We start from the raw sequence: 20,554 nt of genomic DNA, 5'->3' as shown, positions 1-20,554 counted from the left end.
AATGGCGACAGTAAAAGCATTTAGGTGTGTTAGACCAAAAAAAGAATTAGCAGATAAAATTGCTGCTTTACCATATGATGTATATAATAGAGCAGAGGCTTTAGAGGAAGTAAAAAAGGAACCAATGTCTTTTTTAAAAATTGACAGAGCGGAAACTCAATTTGAGGACAGAGTGAATACCTATGATGACAGAGTATATGAAAAAGCACATGATATGTTATGGGAGATGATTGAGAAAGGCTCTTTTATTCGTGATGACGAAAATAGTTATTATGTGTATGAATTGATCATGAATCAACGCTCTCAGACTGGAATTGTAGCATGTGCCTCAATTGATGACTATCAAAACAACATGATTAAAAAGCATGAAAATACGAGGGAAGAAAAAGAAATTGACCGTATTAAGCATGTAGATCGGTGTAATGCTCAAACCGGACCAATCTTTTTGGCTTATCGTTCGAATCAAATCATTAATGAGATTGTGAAGGTAAAAAAACAGGAAGAGCCATTGTATCAATTCACATCAAGCGACAAGGTAAGTCATGCTGTGTGGAAAATAAGTGATGCGAAAAGTGTCGAAAAGATTGCAGATGCCTTTCGCACAATTGACAGCATTTATATAGCGGATGGCCATCATAGAGCAGCATCCGCAGTTAAGGTTGGTCTTCAAAGAAGACAACAAAATCCAAATTATACAGGCGAAGAGGAATTTAATTTCTTCCTGTCAGTTTTGTTTCCTGATGATCAATTAATGATAATGCCATATAATCGTGTCGTAATGGATTTAAATGGGTATACCAAAATTGAGTTTATGGAAAAGCTGAAAGTTTTTTTTGAAGTTGAAAATTTAGGCAGACAACCGTTTTCTCCAAGCCAGAAAGCTACCTTTGGAATGTATCTTGATCAGGAATGGTATAAGCTTACAGCAAAGGGAAACATTCTTTCTGATGATGCTGTAGAAGGACTTGATGTGTCACTATTACAAAATTATTTATTGGACCCTATATTAAAGATTGAGGATCCAAGAATTGATAAAAGAATAGATTTTATAGGTGGCATCAGGGGATTATCCGAATTGGAAAAAAGAGCTTCAACCGATATGAAAGTGGCATTTTCTATGTATCCGACTTCCATTGCAGAACTATTTCATGTGGCAGACGATCACAGGCTTATGCCACCTAAATCTACTTGGTTTGAACCTAAACTTAGAAGTGGGTTGTTTATACATACATTAGATTAGCAGCAGAGTAAAATAAGAAGAAGCAGAACGGTTTTATAAAAGGAATGAAAATAGAGAGCACATTGTGGTCTCTATTTTTGACCAATGTACTTTTGAAACTAGTTACTTAATCAATGTATGTTTAACCTATCTTTTTTAAAAAAGTATGAACTATTCTTGGGTGTTTATGTCAGATAACGTTGATAAATCTTAAGTGGGCTTTATTGTTTTTGAGACTTAAAAATGTTAAGATAGAAATATATTTATAATGAAATGCGTTAGGAGGGATTAATATGAGTGCTAAAATATATGATTTAATGGACTGGGCAGCTATTGATGGAATAGTATATTCAGAAGAAGATAATCCACACGCTATATTAGGACCACATATAATAGAACAGGGTGTTTTAATTCAGACATTTTTTCCAAATGCAAAGCAAGTTACAGTGAGAATTATTAATTCCGGTAGTTTATATCTTATGGAAATGCAAGATGAAGAGGGCTTTTTTGCGGTACTCTTACCAAGTAAGACAATACCCAGTTATATCTATATAGTAGAAGATAAAGATGGACAAACATATGAAGTACATGATGCATATAGCTTCGAACCTCAGATAACGCAAAAGGAAGCTATGAAATTCAATTGTGGGCTTCATTATAAAATGTACGAAAAGCTTGGAGCTCACAGGATGGTAATAAAGGGAATTGATGGAGTACATTTTGCTGTATGGGCACCATCTGCATTAAGAGTAAGTGTAGTAGGTAACTTTAACCATTGGGATGGCAGATGCCATCAGATGAGACGATTATGGGAGTCTGGAATATTTGAACTTTTTATACCAGGAGTTAAAATAGGTGATTTGTACAAATTTGAAATTAAATTTAAAGGTGGAATGCTTGAATTAAAGGCAGATCCCTATGCAAATGAAGCACAGCTTAGACCGGATACGGCATCTGTTGTAGCTGATTTGGAATGTTTTGATTGGAAAGATGAAGAGTGGATATCAAATCGAAACAAGCAAAAACTGGATAATCAACCATTGTCAATTTACGAAGTGCATTTAGGTTCGTGGCGAAGACCAGAGGACAAAAGAGAATTTTATAATTATAAAGAACTGGCTGCTATGATTGCAGAATATGTATTGGAAATGGGATACACACATATAGAGTTGATGCCGGTTATGGAACATCCAAGTGATGCTTACTGGGGATATCAGATAACGGGTTACTATGCGCCAACCAGTCGTTACGGCAGTCCGACAGATTTTATGTTTTTCATGAATTATATGCATGAAAGAGGAATCGGAGTGATATTAGATTGGGTACCTGCTTATTTTCCGAAAGATAGTTTTGGTCTGGCAAATTTCGATGGTACATGCCTATATGAGCATTTAGATCCAAGACAGGGCTCTCATCCGCGTTTCGATATCTTGATTTACAATTATGCTAGACCTCAGGTTCGTAATTTCCTAATTGCAAATGCTGTTTATTGGGTTGAGATGTACCATGCGGATGGTATTCGAATCGAGGAAGCTGCTTCTATGCTTTATCTTGATTATGGAAAGAATCCTGGTGAATGGTTACCCAATATATATGGTGGAAATGAGAATTTAGATGCCATCGAATTTTTAAAGCAGTTAAGTGAAGTTTTTAAAGTAAATGCGAATGGAGCCATTTTGATTGCAAAAGAATCTTCAGCTTGGCCAATGGTAACAGCAGATACAAAGAAAAATGGATTAGGCCTTGACTATAAATGGAATACAGGCTGGCTGAATGACTTTTTAGGATATATGAGAAATGACCCATATGTTCGTTCATCTCATTATGGGGAGCTGACATTAAGTATGATTTATGCTTATAGCGAAAAGTTTATTTTAGCATTTTCGCATGATGAAGTGGTGCATGGGAAAGGTTCTATGATTAATAAGATGCCCGGAAATAAAGAAAAACAGTTTGCTAATCTGCGGGCGGTTTATGGATTTATGTATACACATCCTGGCAAGAAGCTTTTGTTTATGGGGCAGGATATCGGTCAATATACAGAATGGTCAGAGCAAAGCAGCATAGAGTGGAGTATCTTAGAAGAAAAGCAACATATCACCTTTAAAAATTATGTAAAAGCTTTAAATCATATTTACAGAAACGAACCAGCTTTATACGAACTGGATTATAAAACCGAAGGCTTTGATTGGATCAATAATATATCAGCGAATGAAAATATTGTAGTGTTTACCAGAAATACCAAAATGCAAGAGGATACTCTTATTGTGATTTGCAATTTTGTTCCAGTATTACAAGAAAATTATAAAATAGGAGTTCCGTTTCAAGGAAAATATAAAGAGATTTTCTCAAGTGATTGTTTAGAATACGGAGGGGAAAATCATATTAATAGGAGAATGAAGCAATCAAGACTTGAAGAATGCGACGGCAGAGATCATTCTATAAAGGTGACAGTACCTCCGCTAGGAATAACGATATTAAAATTCTTTTTGGATAAGCATAAGATGTCTAATAAAAAAAATACAAAAAGAAGCAACAAAACAAAGAGTAATTTGAAAGACAGGCTTGCGGCACAAGTCATATTAGCGGATGAAAAACGAGAGCTTGAGAAATCCATTCTGGCTGCAAAACAGGTGGAGGAAGCGCAGATACAAACAAATTCAATTAAAAAAATTGATGAAACTGATTGGAGATAACGATGCTATTAACAGTAAAGAATTCAGAGGATACCATAGCTGAAATAAAGGATTTACAAGATCAGATTGTAAATCAACCTAACAAAATTATTGAATACTTTAAAGGCTGGCTGCCGGATATTGCCAACTTTGCAATTAATGTTGTTTTGTCTATTATCATTTATTTTATTGGTACAAAAATTATTGATTTAATTCTAAGGCTGGTAGATAAGTCTTGTATAAAGATAGGCGCAGAGGAAGGGGCTATTAAGTTTATACACTCTTTATTAAGAATTTTACTTTATATTGTATTGTTTTTAATTATAGGAAAACGCTTTGGACTAGATAATACCTCGATGGTTGCGTTATTGGGATCGGCAGGTATTGCGATTGGACTAGCGTTACAGGGAAGCCTGTCTAATTTCGCAGGAGGTATTTTATTACTAATATTAAAGCCTTTCAAAATAGGAGATTACATTATTGAACAAAGTACTGGAAATGAAGGTACGGTAACCAATATTGATGTTTTCTATACCAAGGTATTGACAGCTGACAATAAAATGATTGCAATGCCGAATGGAAATGTCATTAATAGTTCAATCACAAATGTAACGAATGAGGATGTTAGAAGATTGGATATTGTTGTAGGTATCAGCTATGAAAGTGATTTGAAGAAAGCCAAGAAAATCATAGAAGATATGCTTTTGCAGGATTCGGCAAGAATTGAAGAGAGGGATTTAAATGTTTATGTATCAGATTTAGCTGAAAGTTCAGTTATAATAGGAGGTCGCATGTGGGTTAAAACAGAGGATTACTGGCCGGCCAGATGGCGTATTATTGAAAATATTAAACTTACTTTTGATAAAAATGATATTATGATACCATTTAAACAGTTAGATGTGAATATAAAAAGTAATAACATAAAAACAGAGTTGTAAAATTATGTCAATTTATGCGTTTTCAGACTATTTTAAGTTTAATAATATATAATTTATTCAGATGAGGGGCAATCTATATGCATGCATAGCCATTAATTTGCTGGGAGGAGAACGAAAAATTGAAAGTACTAATAGTAGAAGACGAAATAAGGCTGGCAGATACGTTAAGTCAGATTATGACAGAGAATAAGTATCTGGTTGATACTGTAAATGACGGAGCAGACGGTTTTGATTATGCAATGAGTAACATGTACGACATAATTGTACTAGATGTGATGTTACCGAAAATGAATGGTTTTGATGTTGTTAGAGCCCTAAGAAAAGCAAAGGTGTCAACGCCTGTTATACTGCTTACTGCTAAGGATGAGGTGATTGATAAGATAACGGGTCTTGATTCTGGAGCTGATGATTATCTTACAAAGCCATTTGTACCTGATGAATTGTTGGCAAGAATACGTGCATTGACAAGGAGACAGGGAGAGGTGGTTATGAATGAACTCAGCTTTTCAGATTTGACATTAAATTTGTCTATGTATATGCTCCAAAAGGATGGAAAATCTATTCATTTGGGACACAAAGAATTTGAAGTGATGCGCTTATTAATTACCAATCCTGCGATGGTAGTATCAAAGGATGAGATGATAAGTAAAATATGGGGAATGGAATCTGATGCAGAGGATAATAATGTGGAAGTTTACATTTCCTTTCTGAGAAAAAAATTACAATATTTAGGTTCGAAAGTTAATATTTCCACTCAAAGAAAAATTGGCTACTTTCTAGAGGAGGGCGTGTAATGATATCGAAATTAAAGAAAAAATTTATCTTTATTAATATGATATTTGTTACAGTCATTCTAATTTTTGCATTTGGAGCTGTTTTAGTATCATCATTTCTAAGAGTTGACGAAAACAGTAGAATTGCGATACAAACTTCAGTCGATAGGAATAATAGATTGGATGAGAAGAACAAGCCGGTTCTAGAAATTGGTACCCATCCCGCAAATGATAAACAACCAACTAGTTTTACTGTGTTTACAGTAAGATTAGATGAAAATAATAATATTAAAAATTTAATTGGAGATTATGTTGAAGTATCGGATCAGGTGCTTGAACAGATTGTTTCAACTTGTGTTGAAAGCAATAAAGATTCTGGAATCCTTTGGGACATGTCACTTAGGTATTTAAAAAACAGTAATATTCATGGTAATGAAATTATTTTTTATGATTTAAGTGATGATATATCAAGCATGTTTCATTTGGTTAAAAATTGTCTCATTGTGGGAATTGGCAGCTTTCTGGCATTTTTACTTATTAGTGTATTCCTAGCTAACTGGGCTTTAAAGCCAGTTGAAAAATCGTGGGAAAGTCAAAGACAGTTTATCGCAGATGCTTCACATGAGCTAAAGACTCCACTGACAGTTATACTTGCAAATGCGGATATTCTTAGTGCTCATAAAAAAGATACAATTGAAAATCAGTATAAATGGATTGATTATATAAAGGCAGAAGCATCACATATGAGTAGTCTTGTAAATGATTTATTGTTTTTGGCAAAGTCAGATGCCGCAAGAGAGAATATAGTATTAACAGAGGTGAACTTGAGTGATATTATGTGGAATTGTTATTTGCCGTTTGAATCGTTAGCCTTTGAGCAAGAAAAAAATCTGGACGCAGAGATTGCATCAGATATCTTGATTCAGGGCGATTCAGGGAAGTTAAAACAGTTAATCATGATTTTACTGGATAATGCATGTAAATATACGGAAAAAAATGGTAGTATTAAGGTTAAATTGTATACAAAACCAGAAAAGGAAAAGATATATCTTACCGTAAATAATACAGGAGAACCTATTTCGCAGGAGCATTTAAGTCATTTATTTGAACGTTTTTATCGGGCGGAAGAATCAAGAGCCAGAGAAAAAGGTGGATATGGACTTGGATTATCAATTGCCAAAACAATTGTAGATATGCATCGTGGGAAAATTTCTGTTACTAGTACCAAAGAAGAAGGAACAACATTTAAAGTATCTTTTCATATAACAAGATAAGTACTTAATAACATATAAAAGAGCTTGAGAATATTTTATCTCAGGCTTTTTTGATACTGTGACTTTCATAAGATATGAGTTGATACTTGATCAAGATAAATGTCTGGAATACCGTTGGTCTAAATATGTGAAGAACAGGTGAATACTAGATAAAACCTAAGTGAAATAGCCAAAGGCTTAAGAGTAATTTAAGGTTTTCAAACTATAATCCTTTCCATAAAGATATATGAGTCTGAAAGGTTGGTGATATGATTCATAACTACGAATGAGAAAGCAATGGATGGCGTATAGCTAAAAAAGAATAAGAGTAGAAGGAAGATAATTATGAGAAAATTAAAAATGTTTTTAGCAATAGGGTGTGCAACTGTAATGGTTGTAACCGCAGCAGGGTGTTCTAGCACCAGTTCAGATGCAGTAGAAGAGACTACACAAACAGAAACGACTGACACAACTCAGGATGAAACAACGGCAGATACGGATAATTCAACTGTTACGAATGAAGTAGATGATTCTGTTGTATTTGGTAAGGTTACAGCGATAGATGGTAGTGATATTACTTTAGCTTTAGGAGAAATGGCACAAGGAAATAACATGGATGGTAAGGAAGCACCAAGTGGAGACTCAAATTCAACAGGAGGTCAGACGGCAAGCACTGAAGCACCAAGTGGAGAAGCACCAAGTGGAGATGCAAATGCAGCAGGAGGTCAGGCACCAAGCGGAGAAGCACCAAGTGGAGAAGCACCAAGTGGAGATGCAAATGCAGCAGGAGGTCAGGCACCAAGCGGTGAAGCACCGAGTGGAGATACAAATGCAGCAGGAGGTCAGGCACCTGATATGAGTACATTGTTTACAGAAAGTGGAGAAACAACTACAATAACTGTGGATGACGAAAGTATTATTAAGTTAGTTTCGGGCACAGAAACAACTACCGGAAGCCTAAGCGATATTACAGTTGATACAATACTTAGTATTGAATATGATGATTCTGATAATATTACATCTATTACAATACAAGGAAATTAACTATTTAATATTAACAAGAAAGTGGTATTAAGGTTATAAGCAAGTAGCAAAGCAGTTAGCGGATATCCGCTTTGACAAATCATTAAGGTTGCAGCACTAAGAAATTAGTGATGCAGCCTCTTTTATTGTCTTTGCTCCTTGATGAGGATAAAACGGTATTGGAAAATGTTGTATCAACAGCATTTGTACCGGAGCATATTTGTCGAGCTGTACTGATGAACCTGTATATGAATCATAATGATATTTATAAAAAGGTTAAAGTCTTATCAGGCGGAGAGAGAGTAAAAACAGCAATTGCCAAGGTGTTAGTGTCCGACTGTAATTTTCTTATCTTGGATGAGCCAACTAATCATATGGACATTTATACCATGGAGGGATTGGAAAAGCTGCTTAAAAGCTATGATGGGACGTTACTGGTAATTAGTCATGATAGAAAATTAACGAAGAATATTGCAGATTGTATTTATGAAATAAAGGATGGCAATATAACAGAATGCTTTTTATAACAGAAAAGCTTAACTTTCACTTGAAAAGCATATAAACCCTGATATAATATATGTAAATGGAGGTTGTTTGTATGAAAATTTCAACAAAAGGACGTTATGCCATAAGAGTTATGATAGATTTGGCAGAACATAATAATGGTCAGTTTATAACTTTAATGGACATAGCTCAAAGACAGGAAATTTCGGAAAAATATCTTGAGGCAATTGTATCTATTCTAAGCAAAAACAATTTATTGGTTTCTCTTCGAGGTAAGGGAGGGGGCTATAAGTTAGCAAAGACTCCGGATCAATATACCATAAAAACGATATTAATGCTGACGGAAGGACCACTTGCTCCAGTTTCATGTCTGGCGAATAAGCCAAATGGCTGTTTAAGAGCAACCGAATGTAAAACCTTGAAAATGTGGGAAGGATTGGAACAGGTAATTAATGATTATCTGGAGAATATAACCGTTGCTGATTTACTGGATGCTAGGAATGATTCGGATTATTATGTAATATAATATAAATGGCGTGAATATTTATTAAAATTTAATATGATAGTGGATATTTTCAATATCTATATAAAAAGTATCGTTCCAAGGATTAAGGGGAGCGATACTTTTTGTTGTAATAGCCTATTTTTAATGTAACTGTATTCAGTGTAACAAAGCAGCCAAGTCTTTCAAATTCTCGGAATTTGGGAAGTGAATTGGATTTGTCTGCTTTATTTACTCATTCATATTTTCTTAATAGATACATGTACTTTTTTTATTATTACATATTAACATATTGACAAAGTATGTTAAAAGAAGTAATATAAAAAACAAAGCAAAACCATTACGTCCGATAAACATACAAAACAAGTATGTAAGTAGTGCAACTGATAACTTGAAAATAAGGGTTAAAAAAATGAAAGGAGAGTGCAAGCACATAATTTATATGCTCTGTGTTTGTGTCTTAAATGCACATGCTAGCATGTTCACTTAAGACTTGGTTTAAATTATGAAGAAGAAAAAAAGAGTAGCAGCAATTTTTATGATTTTTGGAATGTCCTTTGTTTTGATATCATGTGGAAAAAATTTTAATCAAGATGCAACTGATAAAGTGACTATTACTAATGTTTCTTATGATCCGACCAGAGAATTTTACGTAGCATACAATGAACTATTTGAAAAATATTATTTGGATACATCTGGTTATGAGGTTGAAGTTGTTCAATCACATGGAGGTTCTGGAAGTCAGGCAAGGTCTGTGATTGAAGGGGCTGGTGCGGATGTTGTGACACTTGCATTGGCTCACGATATTACCTTAATAGAAAATGCAAGATTAGTTCAATCTGGCTGGAACAATGAATTTGAAAGTAATTCATCTCCGTATACCTCAACTATTGTATTTCTAGTCAGAAAAGGTAATGAAAAAGGGATTCAGGATTGGGACGATTTAACGAAAGAAGGAGTAAGCATAATTACCCCAGATCCTAAAAGCAGTGGGGGGGCTTGCTGGAATTTCTTGGCTGGCTGGTATTATGCCGGACAGCAATTTAATGATAATGAACAACAAATGAAAGATTTTATGTCTAAGCTTTATTCCAATGTTACAGTCATGGATTCAGGTGCTCGTGGAGCAACGACTACATTTGTTGAAAATGGGCAGGGAGATGTTTTAATTGCATGGGAAAATGAAGCCATTATGACGGTGGAAGAATATCCAGATCAATATGAAATAATATCTCCAAGTATTAGTATTTTGGCAGAGCCAAGTGTAGCCATTGTGGATGAAAATGCAGATAAAAATAAAACACAGGCGGCAGCAAAAGCCTATTTGGAATATCTTTACTCGTATGACGCGCAAAAAATGATTGGAGAGTATGGATATAGACCATCCAATCATACAGTATTGCAGGAATTTTCCAATAAGTTTGATCTTAATATCAAGCTTTGTACCGTTGATGATTTGGGTGGCTGGGATCATGTGTATGAAAAGTTTTTTATAGATGGTGGAATTTTTGATGAAATATATGGAAATTAAATATTAAATTGGAGGATATATATGAAGGGACATAAAATTAAAAAATACATACGAAAAGACAGAGTAATACCTGGTTTTGACTTGACTATGGGAATTTCATTACTCATGCTTTCTTTCATTATATTATTGCCGTTAGTATCTGTCCTTGTATTTTCTTTTAAACTGACACCAACTGAATTTTTTAGATTAGTAACAAAAGAAAATATTTTAAATGCATTTCGAACGAGTATTTTATGTTCTGTAATTGCTTCTTTTATTAATTGTTTTTTTGGTATGATACTCGCTTGGGTTTTGGTGAGATATGATTTTTTTGGAAAAAGGCTTTTAGATGGTCTGATTGAGCTTCCATTCGCACTTCCGACCGCAGTAGCAGGTATTACGTTGTCTAAGTTATATTCGGACACAGGGATGCTTGGGAAACCGTTGACCATCTTAGGACTTAAGGTTTCCTATACGAAATTGGGATTGACCATAGCACTTATATTTATAGGAATTCCCTTTGTAGTCAGAGCAATCCAGCCAGTACTTGAAAATTTGGATTCCCAATATGAAGAAGCAGCTTACATATTGGGGGCGAGCAAAGCAAAAACATTTTTTAAAGTAATTTTACCTGAGCTAAGACCAGCCTTATTGACTGGTTTTGGATTGGCATTTGCAAGAGGAATTGGTGAATATGGAAGTGTCATTTATATCTCTGGTAACAGTGCCAAGGAACAGACACAGGTTGTATCCTACATCATTATGCAAAAGCTTAATTATGTAGATTACGCCAGCGCCACTGCAATCGCATTGGTTATGCTGATTATTTCGTTTTTTATTTTACTGTTCATTAATATACTTCAAATCTGTCAATCAAGACGTACTAACCATGTATAGGGGGGTAAATATGCAGGAAAATAAAAGAAAAGAGAGCAAAGCAACGCAAATTGTTTTAATTACAATTAGTGTTCTATTCATCACTTTGATGTTGGTAATACCTTTGATATCTGTTATTAACAATTCCTTAAGTGAAGGGGTTTCATTTTATTTTAAATCTTTACAGACAGAGTATGTCCTGTCTGCGCTTAAGATAACGTTATTAGCAACAGTGATAGCGGCAGTGGTTAATTCCTTTTTTGGAATTATGGCAGCCTGGCTGATCACAAAGTTTTCGTTTAAAGGAAAGCAGTTATTGGCAACTTTGATTGATATTCCCTTTTCCATATCGCCAGTTATTGCGGGTCTGGCATTTATTATGACCTTTGGAAGACTGGGATGGGGCAGTAATTATATTGATAAAATCAATGAATTTTTTGGAACGAACATACAGATCGTTTTTGCTATACCGGGAGTAATATTAGCTACTGTTTTTGTAACATTTCCCTTTGTTTCCAGAGAAATTATACCCGTACTTAATGCACAGGGTAAGGAGGAAGAAGAGGCAGCGGCGCTGATGGGAGCGAGCGGCTTTATGATATTTCGTAAAATAACATTTCCTCATATAAAATGGGCTTTCTTATATGGCATTATATTGTGTACGTCAAGAGCATTAGGAGAGTTCGGTGCAGTGAATGCATTGTCTAAAACAAGGGGCGAGACATTTACACTGCCATTGGAGATTGATGCGTTGTATCTTTCCGGCTCAAATGACTCCATAACGTCAGCTTTTGCCGTATCTTCCATATTAGTATTCATTGCTATTGCAGTTATCATTGTCAGAAATATAGTAGAATTTAAAGCAAAAAAGAAGCTTGAACACATTGAATCGTAGCAGAGGAGGCGGCTATGTACGTTGAATTAAAGAACATAGAAAAATCATATGGAAATTATAAAGCATCAGACCATATTAATATCGGAATTGGGAAAGGAAAACTTGTTGCTTTACTAGGACCAAGCGGCAGTGGGAAAACAACGATACTTCGAATGATAGCCGGACTGGAAACACCAAATGCTGGTGATATCATAATTGATGGGAAAAGAGTAAATGATATTGCGCCGGCTGAGAGAGGTATCGGATTTGTATTTCAAAATTATGCCCTTTTTCGTTATATGACAGTATATGAAAATCTGGCCTTTGGACTGAAAATCAAAAAGCTGCCTAAAAAACAGATCAAGGAAAGAGTGATAGAGCTGATTGAATTAACTGGTTTAAAAGGATTGGAAAAGAGATATCCCAATCAGTTATCGGGAGGACAAAGGCAAAGAGTGGCATTTGCGAGAGCACTTGCTCCAAATCCAAGCCTGCTTTTACTTGACGAACCCTTTGCTGCAATCGATGCAAAGGTGCGGGCAGAGCTTCGAAGCTGGCTTCGGGAAATGATACATAAAGTTGGGATTACCAGTATTTTTGTTACACATGATCAGGATGAGGCGGTCGAAGTAGCCGATGAAATTATTATTACAAACAAAGGACAAATTGAGCAAATAGCAGCACCGATTGAAATATATAAGAATCCGAAAACTCCTTTTGTTGCAGAATTCATAGGTCAATCTTCTAAGATAGATGATTATCATAAGCTAAGAGGATTTGAAAAAGGAGATTATAAAGGAGCGATTATCAGACCTGAATTTGTAGAGAGCTTTAAAAGTGACAATGTAAAATTCAAAGATGTAATCAACTATTCCGAGGATGGAGTCATTGAAGATATCTATTTCCGTGGAAATTGTCTTGAGGTAAAACTCAATGTGGGTGGAATTATATTAACCACAAAGCGCTCCCTTGAAAGACGACCGATTCAAATCGGAGAAAGGATGCATGTTATTGTATATCGATTATATGCTTATGATAATGAAAGAGCTTATCTTTTAGAAAATAAAGATCTGAAAGGAAAAGAGCTGGTGACTTTTTAATGAATAATGGAAAGAATGGTAGATGACATGAAAAATAGTTTAAAGCATAATAAAATTTTGACAGATGTTTTAATCATAGGCGGAGGTACTGCCGGCTGCTATGCTGCACTAACCTTAAGCAGAAATTCTAATTTGTCAGTTGCAATCGTTGAAAAAGCCAATATCAAAAGAAGTGGATGCCTTGCAGCAGGTGTCAACGCAATCAATGCGTATATTGTAGATGGAAAAAAGCCAGAGGATTATGTGGATTATGCAACAAAGGATGCAAATGGAATAGTTCGAAATGATTTACTTCTTACTGCAGCGAAACGATTTAATGCTGTTACGGCAGAAATGGAAAAGCTTGGTCTAGTGATTTTAAAAGATGCTAAGGGGAATTATGTAGCAAGAGGAAACCGTAATATTAAAATAAATGGTGAAAATTTCAAACCAATCTTAGCAAAAGCGGTGCAAGAAGCAGAGAATGTTACCATATGGAATCATATTAATGTCACAGACTTATTGGTTGAAGAGAATACAGTAAAGGGCGCGATTGGCTTTTGTATCTCTGATGAAAACGTATATGAATTCAGGGCTCATAAAGTTATCGTTGCAACTGGAGGAGCGTCAGGTCTTTATAAACCGAATAACCCGGGTTTTTCACAACACAAAATGTGGTATCCGCCATTTAATACAGGAGCCGGCTATGCTATGGGAATTTTGGCGGGAGCTGAAATGACCTCCTTTGAAATGCGTTTCATTGCCTTAAGATGTAAAGATACCATAGCACCGACAGGGACTATTGCACAAGGAGTAAGGGCTAAGCAAATAAATGCTCATGGTGAGGCCTATGAAGGAAAATATGGGGTTACAACCAGCGAAAGAGTCTATGGAACGGTAAAAGAAAACCAGTTGGGAAATGGCCCATGCTATTTACAAACCAGTGGGATTGATAAAGAAAAAGATGAGGAGCTTTTCAAAGCTTATCTGAATATGGCTCCGAGTCAGACCTTGAAATGGATGGAAAGCGGTAAGTATCCAAGTGAGCAGGATGTGGAAATTGAAGGAACAGAGCCTTATATTGTTGGCGGGCATACGGCAAGCGGTTACTGGGTCAATACTAATCGTGAGACTACCATAAAGGGTTTGTATGCAACAGGAGATGTTTCAGGAGGTTGCCCTCAAAAATATGTAACCGGCGCTTTGGCAGAAGGTGAAATTGCAGCCCTTGATATTATTCAAAAAATAGACCAAGAGCAAAGCAGAGAAATAGATGACAACGTTGCTTTTAAAAAGATAGAAGAATATGAAAAAATATTAAATAAAGAAACGTATTTTTTTACGGCGAAAGAACTTGAAGAGGCAATGCAAAAGGTGATGGATGAGTATGCAGGAGGTATTTCCACACATTATCAGTATAATGAAAAACAATTGAATTTAGCAGAAGAAAAAATTGAACAAATCATAAAATTATCAAAGGATTTAAGCGCATCCGATATGCATGAGCTAATGTTTGTATATGAACTGAAAGAAAGGTTAACTGTATGTAAGCAGGTTATTGCGCATTTAATTCACAGGAAAGAAACAAGGTGGCATTCTTTTAATGAAAATCTAGACTATCCAAATATTGATTCCGGCTATTATAAATATGTCAATTCAAAGCTAAAAGATGGAAGATTACAGATTTTATTAAGAGATATAGTACAGGAGGAAGTGTATGAGCATAAGAATTAATCTTGATAAATGTGTCGGCTGTCTTCGATGTATCGAGGTTTGTCCCGGAAGTCTGATTAAAGAAAAGGATACCAAGGCATTTATGAAGTATCCAAAGGATTGTTGGGGCTGTGTGTCCTGTGTTAAGGAATGTAAGGCAGGTGCAATTGAGTTTTATCTGGGCGCAGATATTGGAGGCAATGGAGGTAAAATGAATGTTTCTTATGAGGGGGATATCATTCATTGGAATATTACAAAGAGTGATGGAACTGTCAAGGTAATAGATGTCAACAGTAAGGATTCAAATAAATATTAGGAGGAGTAAGGATGAGCGGATTATCATATTTGGATGAGTTAGAAGCCGAAGCAATCTATATTATAAGAGAGGTAGCTGCGCAGTGTGAAAAGCCTGTTATGCTGTATTCGATTGGAAAGGATAGCTCTGTTATGCTGCATCTGGCGATGAAAGCATTTTATCCCGAAAAGCCTCCATTTCCATTTATGCATGTAAATACAACTTGGAAGTTTAAAGAAATGATTGAATTTAGAGATAAAACAGCGAAAGAATTGGGAATTGAAATAATTGAGTATATTAATCAGGACGGTGTTAAAAGAGGTATCAATCCGTTTGAACATGGATCAGCCTATACAGATATTATGAAAACACAGGCATTAAAACAGGCTCTGGATCAATATGGATTTACGGCTGCATTTGGTGGAGGAAGGCGTGACGAGGAAAAAAGCAGAGCAAAGGAAAGAATTTTTTCATTCCGTAATGCCTCACATGCATGGGATCCAAAAAATCAAAGACCGGAGATGTGGAAATTATATAATACAGAAATCAACAAGGGTGAGAGCATTCGGGTTTTTCCAATTTCAAACTGGACAGAAAAGGATATCTGGCAATACATACAGCGTGAAAATATACCCATTGTGCCACTTTATTTTGCTGCAAAACGCCCTATCGTATATCGGGATGGTAATATCATTATGGTAGATGATGAACGTATGAAATTAAAACCAGGAGAGGTTCCTGAAATGAAAAAGGTTCGTTTTCGTACCCTTGGCTGTTATCCACTTTCAGGAGGAGTTTTGTCTGAGGCGGCTACTCTTGGGGAAATCATTGAAGAAACCTTAAGCTCAGTTGAGTCAGAAAGAACCAGCCGTGTCATTGATTCGGACGGAGGTGCGGCAAGTATGGAAAAAAGAAAGAGAGAAGGGTATTTCTAATGAATGGATTACTAAAATTTATAACATGTGGTAGTGTAGATGACGGTAAATCAACGCTGATTGGTCATATTTTATATGATTCCAAGCTTTTATATGCAGATCAGGAAAAAGCATTGATTCTTGACAGTAAAGTAGGCTCTCGTGGAGGTGAGATCGATTACTCTCTCTTATTAGATGGCCTTATGGCGGAACGGGAACAGGGGATTACGATTGATGTTGCATACCGCTATTTTAACACAAATCACCGTAGTTTTATTGTAGCAGATACACCAGGACACGAAGAATATACAAGAAATATGGCAGTGGGTGCCTCTTTTGCCCAGCTAGCAATTATTTTGGTTGATGCCGAACAAGGTGTGCTAGTACAAACAAGGCGTCATTCCAGAATATGTTCTTTGATGGGGATTCAACATTTTGTATTTGCAGTCAATAAGATGGATTTAGTTTTATATAGCCAAGAACGATTCAACCAAATTAAAGAAAATATTCTTGCTCTGGCAAAAGAGCTGTCACTTAAAAACATAAAAATAATTCCAGTCAGTGCAACGCAAGGGGACAATGTAACAAAGAAATCGCAGAATATGGACTGGTATCAGGAAGAAATACTGCTTACTTTTCTAGAAAATGTGGATGTTTCTGAAATCGCAGATAGTCAGAACTTTTATATGCCGGTACAAAGAGTATGCAGACCGAACCATAGCTTTAGGGGCTTTCAGGGGCAGATAGAGTCAGGAAACATTAAAGTGGGACAAAAATTAACTACCCTGCCAAGTAATGAAAAGGCAATAGTGGAAAGTATTCTGATTGGAGATAAAAATGCAGAGGAGGCCATTCAAGGACAGGAGGTTACCATTCAGCTTGATAAGGAAGTCGATGTCAGTCGTGGGTGTGTGCTGACGAATAATGAGAAGCTTCCAATTCAAAAAAATGTAAGAACTACCATTCTTTGGATGGATGATGAGCCATTGAGAGCAGGCAGAGATTTCCTGCTAAAACTCGGAACAAAGATGATACCGGCAATTGTCAAAAATATTGAATATAAAATAGATGTCAATACAGGAGAGCATCTGCCTATTGATACAGTTACGAAAAATGAAATTATCCATTGCGAGCTTGAATTTGCTGAAAAAATAGTAGTAGATGAATTTCAAAAAAATAAAACGCTTGGAGAACTGATTTTGATAGATCGTATCAGCCATATGACATCTGCCTGTGGTGTAGTGGAGCATGTAGAAATGCAAAATGAAAAACCTTATTTCGAAAAAGATGATCTAATAGCAAACGGTTATATTTTTGAAGAATTTTACTTTGATTTGGAAAACGCGTTTCTTTCCAAAGAAAAATCAAGGGATAGGACTTATCATGCAGGAGACAGGGTACCAACAAAAGGAGACAGCTTTAATTATCCGGATTATTTTGATATTATTTCAGTAGAAGCTTCCACAGCAATTTTAATACGCAATGCTAAAATAGCTGATATAATCAAATTGGAAGAATATAACTATGATGGACTACCAATTCTGGATGAAAGGGGTTTTGCACTAAACATTAATACGATAGCGCAGCTACAGGAATTTTTGCATGACTATAAGAAGCTAGAAGAAGATAATAAGATAGCATTTGTAAATAAATGGTCAAAATTTGAAACATATCGTAAGATAGTGTGCCATGAGAACTTCTGGATTATCTAAAAAGGTTTGTAAGAACTAAGACAATATATTAAAGAAAAACTTCCTAAATTTATCATTTGCATATATAATAAATTAGGAAGTTTTTTTGCGAAAGAAGCAGCTAATGTTTAGAGAGGTCGTAGATAATTATGTTTAGCAAAATTCCAGATGTGTTAACAATATTAAGAATTATATTGTCTTTGGTTATACTTATAATAAAGCCGTTGTCCATTTTATTTTTTGTCCTTTATCTAATATGTGGACTCGGTGATATGCTGGATGGTTTTCTGGCAAGGAAAATGGGAGCAGAAAGTGAGCATGGTGCAGCTCTTGACAGTCTGGCGGACTTCGTTTTAATTGCAGTTCTTATGTATGTGTTTTTTCCTTATCTGGATAGAATGGAATACATGATATTATGGGTAATTGGTATTTTTGCTATTCGGATCGGAGGACTGTTTGTTGGTTTTATGAAACATCATACATTAGCCTTTTTACATACCTATGCCAATAAGGCAACAGGATTTTTATTATTTTGTTTTCCATTACTTTATGTCATTTTTGGAATGCCAATCACTTGTACTTTACTTTGCAGCATCGCAAGTATTTCTGCTATAGAGGAATTACTGATCCAAATAAAAGCTAAGACACTAAATCGAAATATCAGTTCTATATTTAAAATCAATCAAAACGAATTGAAATAGAGTAAAGTTTGTAACTGTTGGTTATGAGTAGATCGAGTTTCATCGTTGAAGATTCAATTGATTTCAGGGCTAGCATTTTAAAATATGATGGATATAAGCAAAAGGGAGATGTTCTATATGGAATATACAATAAAGCAAGTAGCAGAGAAAACAAATTTATCAATTTATACGTTACGATATTATGATAAAGAAGGACTGTTACCATTAATTAAAAGAAGTGAATCAGGAATTAGAAAATTTACTGATAATGATATTGAATGGATTAAACTCATATGTTGTTTAAAAAATAGTGGGATGTCAATTGAAAGTATAAAACAATTTATGCAGTGCTGCTTACAAGGAAGAGAGCGATTAGAGGATAGAAAAATTATTCTGACAGCTCATAAGAAAAATATCGAAAAACAGATAGAACAGCTCTATAAGAGTATGGAAATTGTAAATTATAAATTAGAGCATTATAAAGAAATTGGTATTTTTCATATTGATGAGCAGACTGAATAAAATTACTTTTTAAAAGAAAATAACATTCCTCTCCTTATCCTTTTACTTAAAATACTTTGAAAAGAACGTTGAAAAGAAGAAGCTTGACATAGAGTTAACTCTAGGTATTACAATTGAGATATGTTTAAAATAGAGTAACAGGAGGAAGTTTAATGTATCAGCCAATGGAAGAAAGATATAGTCAAATGAAATATAAAAGATGTGGAAACAGTGGACTTAAGTTACCTAGAGTGGCGCTTGGTCTTTGGCATAATTTTGGTTCAATAGATTCCTATGAAAATCAAAAAGCACTTATTTTTAAAGCGTTTGACCTCGGTATCACACATTTTGATATTGCTAATAATTATGGGCCGGTGCCAGGCTCAGCAGAAGAAAATTTTGGAAAAATTCTTAAAAATGAATTATTCCCTTATAGGGATGAACTGATTATTTCTACAAAGGCAGGGTATACTATGTGGCCTGGACCTTATGGGGATTGGGGTTCTAAGAAATATTTAGTATCCAGCTTGGATCAGAGCTTAAAAAGATTGGGTCTAGATTATGTTGATATTTTTTATCACCACAGACCTGACCCAGAAACACCTTTAGAAGAGACTATGGAAGCACTTTCTCAAATTGTTAGAAGTGGTAAAGCATTATACGTGGGTTTGTCAAACTATAAGCCGGAGGATACAAAGAGAGCTTCTCAACTATTGAAGGCTAACCATACACCATGTTTAATTCATCAGCCAAGGTATAATATGTTTGACAGATGGGTAGAAAATGGGTTATTGGATGTATTAGAAGAAGAGGGAATCGGTTCAATTGCATTTTGCCCATTGGCACAGGGATTATTAACGGATAAGTATATTCATGGAATTCCAGAAGACTCAAGAGCAACTAAGAGTATATTTTTGCATGAAAGTGATGTTACAGAGCATGTAATCGATAAGGTTACCCAATTAAATGAAATAGCTGCCAGCAGAAATCAATCATTAGCACAGATGGCATTATCTTGGGTTCTTAGAAATGATAAAGTAACCACGGTATTAATTGGTGCAAGTAAAGTAAAGCAGATACAAGACAATGTCAAAATTGTAGATAAGCTGGTTTTTACCAAAGAAGAATTAAATGTAATTGATTCAATATTGAAATAGTTTTTTATATAGGTAAATTGATTAAATTATTAAGATCAACGGGGATGTCTAAGATTAAAAGTGGAACATATTATTGCGTAAGGGCTTTTTAAAGAGCAGAAATGAGTTAGAATTAGTACTTTAAAAGAGGAGAGCCTGGATAAGGGGGATTATCCAGGCTATATGAAAAAAAGTTTATATAATCAAAGTATTAGATGCATTTCGTTATTATAAACTGCGAATATTTATAATAAATTATAGTGAAATATGTGGTGCGATATGTACTAATTACTTTGTATGATTATAATATACAGAAGCTATGTGTAGGGTATTTGAAGAAACTTTGAAAAAAGTGTGAAGTATTCCTTTTTTTGGAATAGGAGCTTATAAAATAAATT

General features: G+C 35.1%; 19 protein-coding genes. All 19 read left to right on the top strand.

The features are described from left to right. The first annotated feature begins 1 nt into the window (after window position 1). The 19 genes from C8E03_RS03480 (at window position 2) to mgrA (ending at window position 20,177) form a co-directional block, all read left to right on the top strand. Entirely contained in the window at window positions 2–1,240 is a 1,239-nt protein-coding gene (locus C8E03_RS03480) for a DUF1015 domain-containing protein (protein ID WP_110290296.1), read from the top strand. A gap of 272 nt (window positions 1,241–1,512) precedes the next feature. Continuing rightward, on the top strand, window positions 1,513–3,915 hold the full coding sequence (gene glgB, locus C8E03_RS03475) for a 1,4-alpha-glucan branching protein GlgB (protein ID WP_110290295.1): 2,403 nt from the start codon (window positions 1,513–1,515) through the stop codon (window positions 3,913–3,915). A gap of 2 nt (window positions 3,916–3,917) precedes the next feature. Beyond that, entirely contained in the window at window positions 3,918–4,832 is a 915-nt protein-coding gene (locus tag C8E03_RS03470) for a mechanosensitive ion channel family protein (RefSeq protein WP_094376254.1), read from the top strand. 119 nt (window positions 4,833–4,951) lie between these two features. Then, window positions 4,952–5,626 (top strand): response regulator transcription factor, encoded by a 675-nt coding sequence (locus C8E03_RS03465; RefSeq protein WP_094376255.1) that lies wholly within the window; start codon window positions 4,952–4,954, stop codon window positions 5,624–5,626. Further along, entirely contained in the window at window positions 5,626–6,879 is a 1,254-nt protein-coding gene (locus tag C8E03_RS03460; protein WP_094376256.1) for a sensor histidine kinase, read from the top strand. Before C8E03_RS03465 ends, C8E03_RS03460 begins: the two co-directional genes overlap by 1 nt. 324 nt (window positions 6,880–7,203) lie before the next feature. Then, entirely contained in the window at window positions 7,204–7,902 is a 699-nt protein-coding gene (locus tag C8E03_RS03455) for a hypothetical protein (protein ID WP_110290294.1), read from the top strand. A gap of 110 nt (window positions 7,903–8,012) precedes the next feature. Next, entirely contained in the window at window positions 8,013–8,408 is a 396-nt protein-coding gene (locus tag C8E03_RS03450) for an ATP-binding cassette domain-containing protein (protein ID WP_110290293.1), read from the top strand. 71 nt (window positions 8,409–8,479) lie between these two features. Further along, on the top strand, window positions 8,480–8,911 hold the full coding sequence (locus C8E03_RS03445; RefSeq protein ID WP_094376260.1) for an RrF2 family transcriptional regulator: 432 nt from the start codon (window positions 8,480–8,482) through the stop codon (window positions 8,909–8,911). 481 nt (window positions 8,912–9,392) lie between these two features. Then, window positions 9,393–10,418 (top strand): sulfate ABC transporter substrate-binding protein, encoded by a 1,026-nt coding sequence (locus C8E03_RS03440; RefSeq protein WP_094376261.1) that lies wholly within the window; start codon window positions 9,393–9,395, stop codon window positions 10,416–10,418. A gap of 21 nt (window positions 10,419–10,439) precedes the next feature. Next, entirely contained in the window at window positions 10,440–11,294 is an 855-nt protein-coding gene (gene cysT / locus C8E03_RS03435; RefSeq protein WP_110290292.1) for a sulfate ABC transporter permease subunit CysT, read from the top strand. A 10-nt stretch (window positions 11,295–11,304) separates the two neighbouring features. Continuing rightward, the gene (locus C8E03_RS03430) at window positions 11,305–12,168 is read left to right on the top strand and encodes a sulfate ABC transporter permease (protein WP_207657778.1); all 864 of its coding nucleotides are present in this window, start codon (window positions 11,305–11,307) and stop codon (window positions 12,166–12,168) included. 14 nt (window positions 12,169–12,182) lie between these two features. Then, window positions 12,183–13,247: an ABC transporter ATP-binding protein gene (locus C8E03_RS03425; protein WP_094376264.1), complete on the top strand. Its 1,065-nt coding sequence runs from the start codon at window positions 12,183–12,185 to the stop codon at window positions 13,245–13,247. Window positions 13,248–13,253: 6 nt separating this feature from the next. After that, window positions 13,254–14,960, top strand: coding sequence for an adenylyl-sulfate reductase subunit alpha (locus C8E03_RS03420; RefSeq protein WP_330410673.1), 1,707 nt, complete (start codon window positions 13,254–13,256; stop codon window positions 14,958–14,960). Continuing rightward, window positions 14,944–15,255, top strand: coding sequence for a 4Fe-4S dicluster domain-containing protein (locus C8E03_RS03415; RefSeq protein ID WP_094376265.1), 312 nt, complete (start codon window positions 14,944–14,946; stop codon window positions 15,253–15,255). The genes C8E03_RS03420 and C8E03_RS03415 overlap by 17 nt, the downstream gene beginning before the upstream one ends. An 11-nt stretch (window positions 15,256–15,266) precedes the next feature. Beyond that, window positions 15,267–16,169 (top strand): sulfate adenylyltransferase subunit CysD, encoded by a 903-nt coding sequence (gene cysD, locus C8E03_RS03410; RefSeq protein WP_110290290.1) that lies wholly within the window; start codon window positions 15,267–15,269, stop codon window positions 16,167–16,169. Continuing rightward, window positions 16,169–17,860 carry a sulfate adenylyltransferase subunit 1 gene (locus C8E03_RS03405; RefSeq protein WP_110290289.1) on the top strand — a complete coding sequence of 564 codons (1,692 nt, stop codon included), beginning with the start codon at window positions 16,169–16,171 and terminating at the stop codon, window positions 17,858–17,860. The genes cysD and C8E03_RS03405 overlap by 1 nt, the downstream gene beginning before the upstream one ends. 128 nt (window positions 17,861–17,988) lie before the next feature. Further along, complete coding sequence (locus C8E03_RS03400; protein ID WP_110290288.1) at window positions 17,989–18,540, top strand: CDP-alcohol phosphatidyltransferase family protein; 552 nt, start codon at window positions 17,989–17,991, stop codon at window positions 18,538–18,540. Window positions 18,541–18,657: 117 nt separating this feature from the next. Next, window positions 18,658–19,041: a MerR family transcriptional regulator gene (locus tag C8E03_RS03395; RefSeq protein ID WP_110290287.1), complete on the top strand. Its 384-nt coding sequence runs from the start codon at window positions 18,658–18,660 to the stop codon at window positions 19,039–19,041. Between the two features lie 152 nt (window positions 19,042–19,193). Continuing rightward, entirely contained in the window at window positions 19,194–20,177 is a 984-nt protein-coding gene (gene mgrA, locus C8E03_RS03390; protein WP_110290286.1) for an L-glyceraldehyde 3-phosphate reductase, read from the top strand. The last annotated feature ends 377 nt before the right edge of the window (window positions 20,178–20,554 follow it).

Source organism: Lachnotalea glycerini (assembly GCF_003201285.1).
In the GTDB taxonomy this organism is placed as follows: domain Bacteria; phylum Bacillota; class Clostridia; order Lachnospirales; family Lachnospiraceae; genus Lachnotalea; species Lachnotalea glycerini.
Note: the sequence above shows the minus strand (reverse complement) of the source record. Positions and strands in the feature narration are given on the sequence as shown.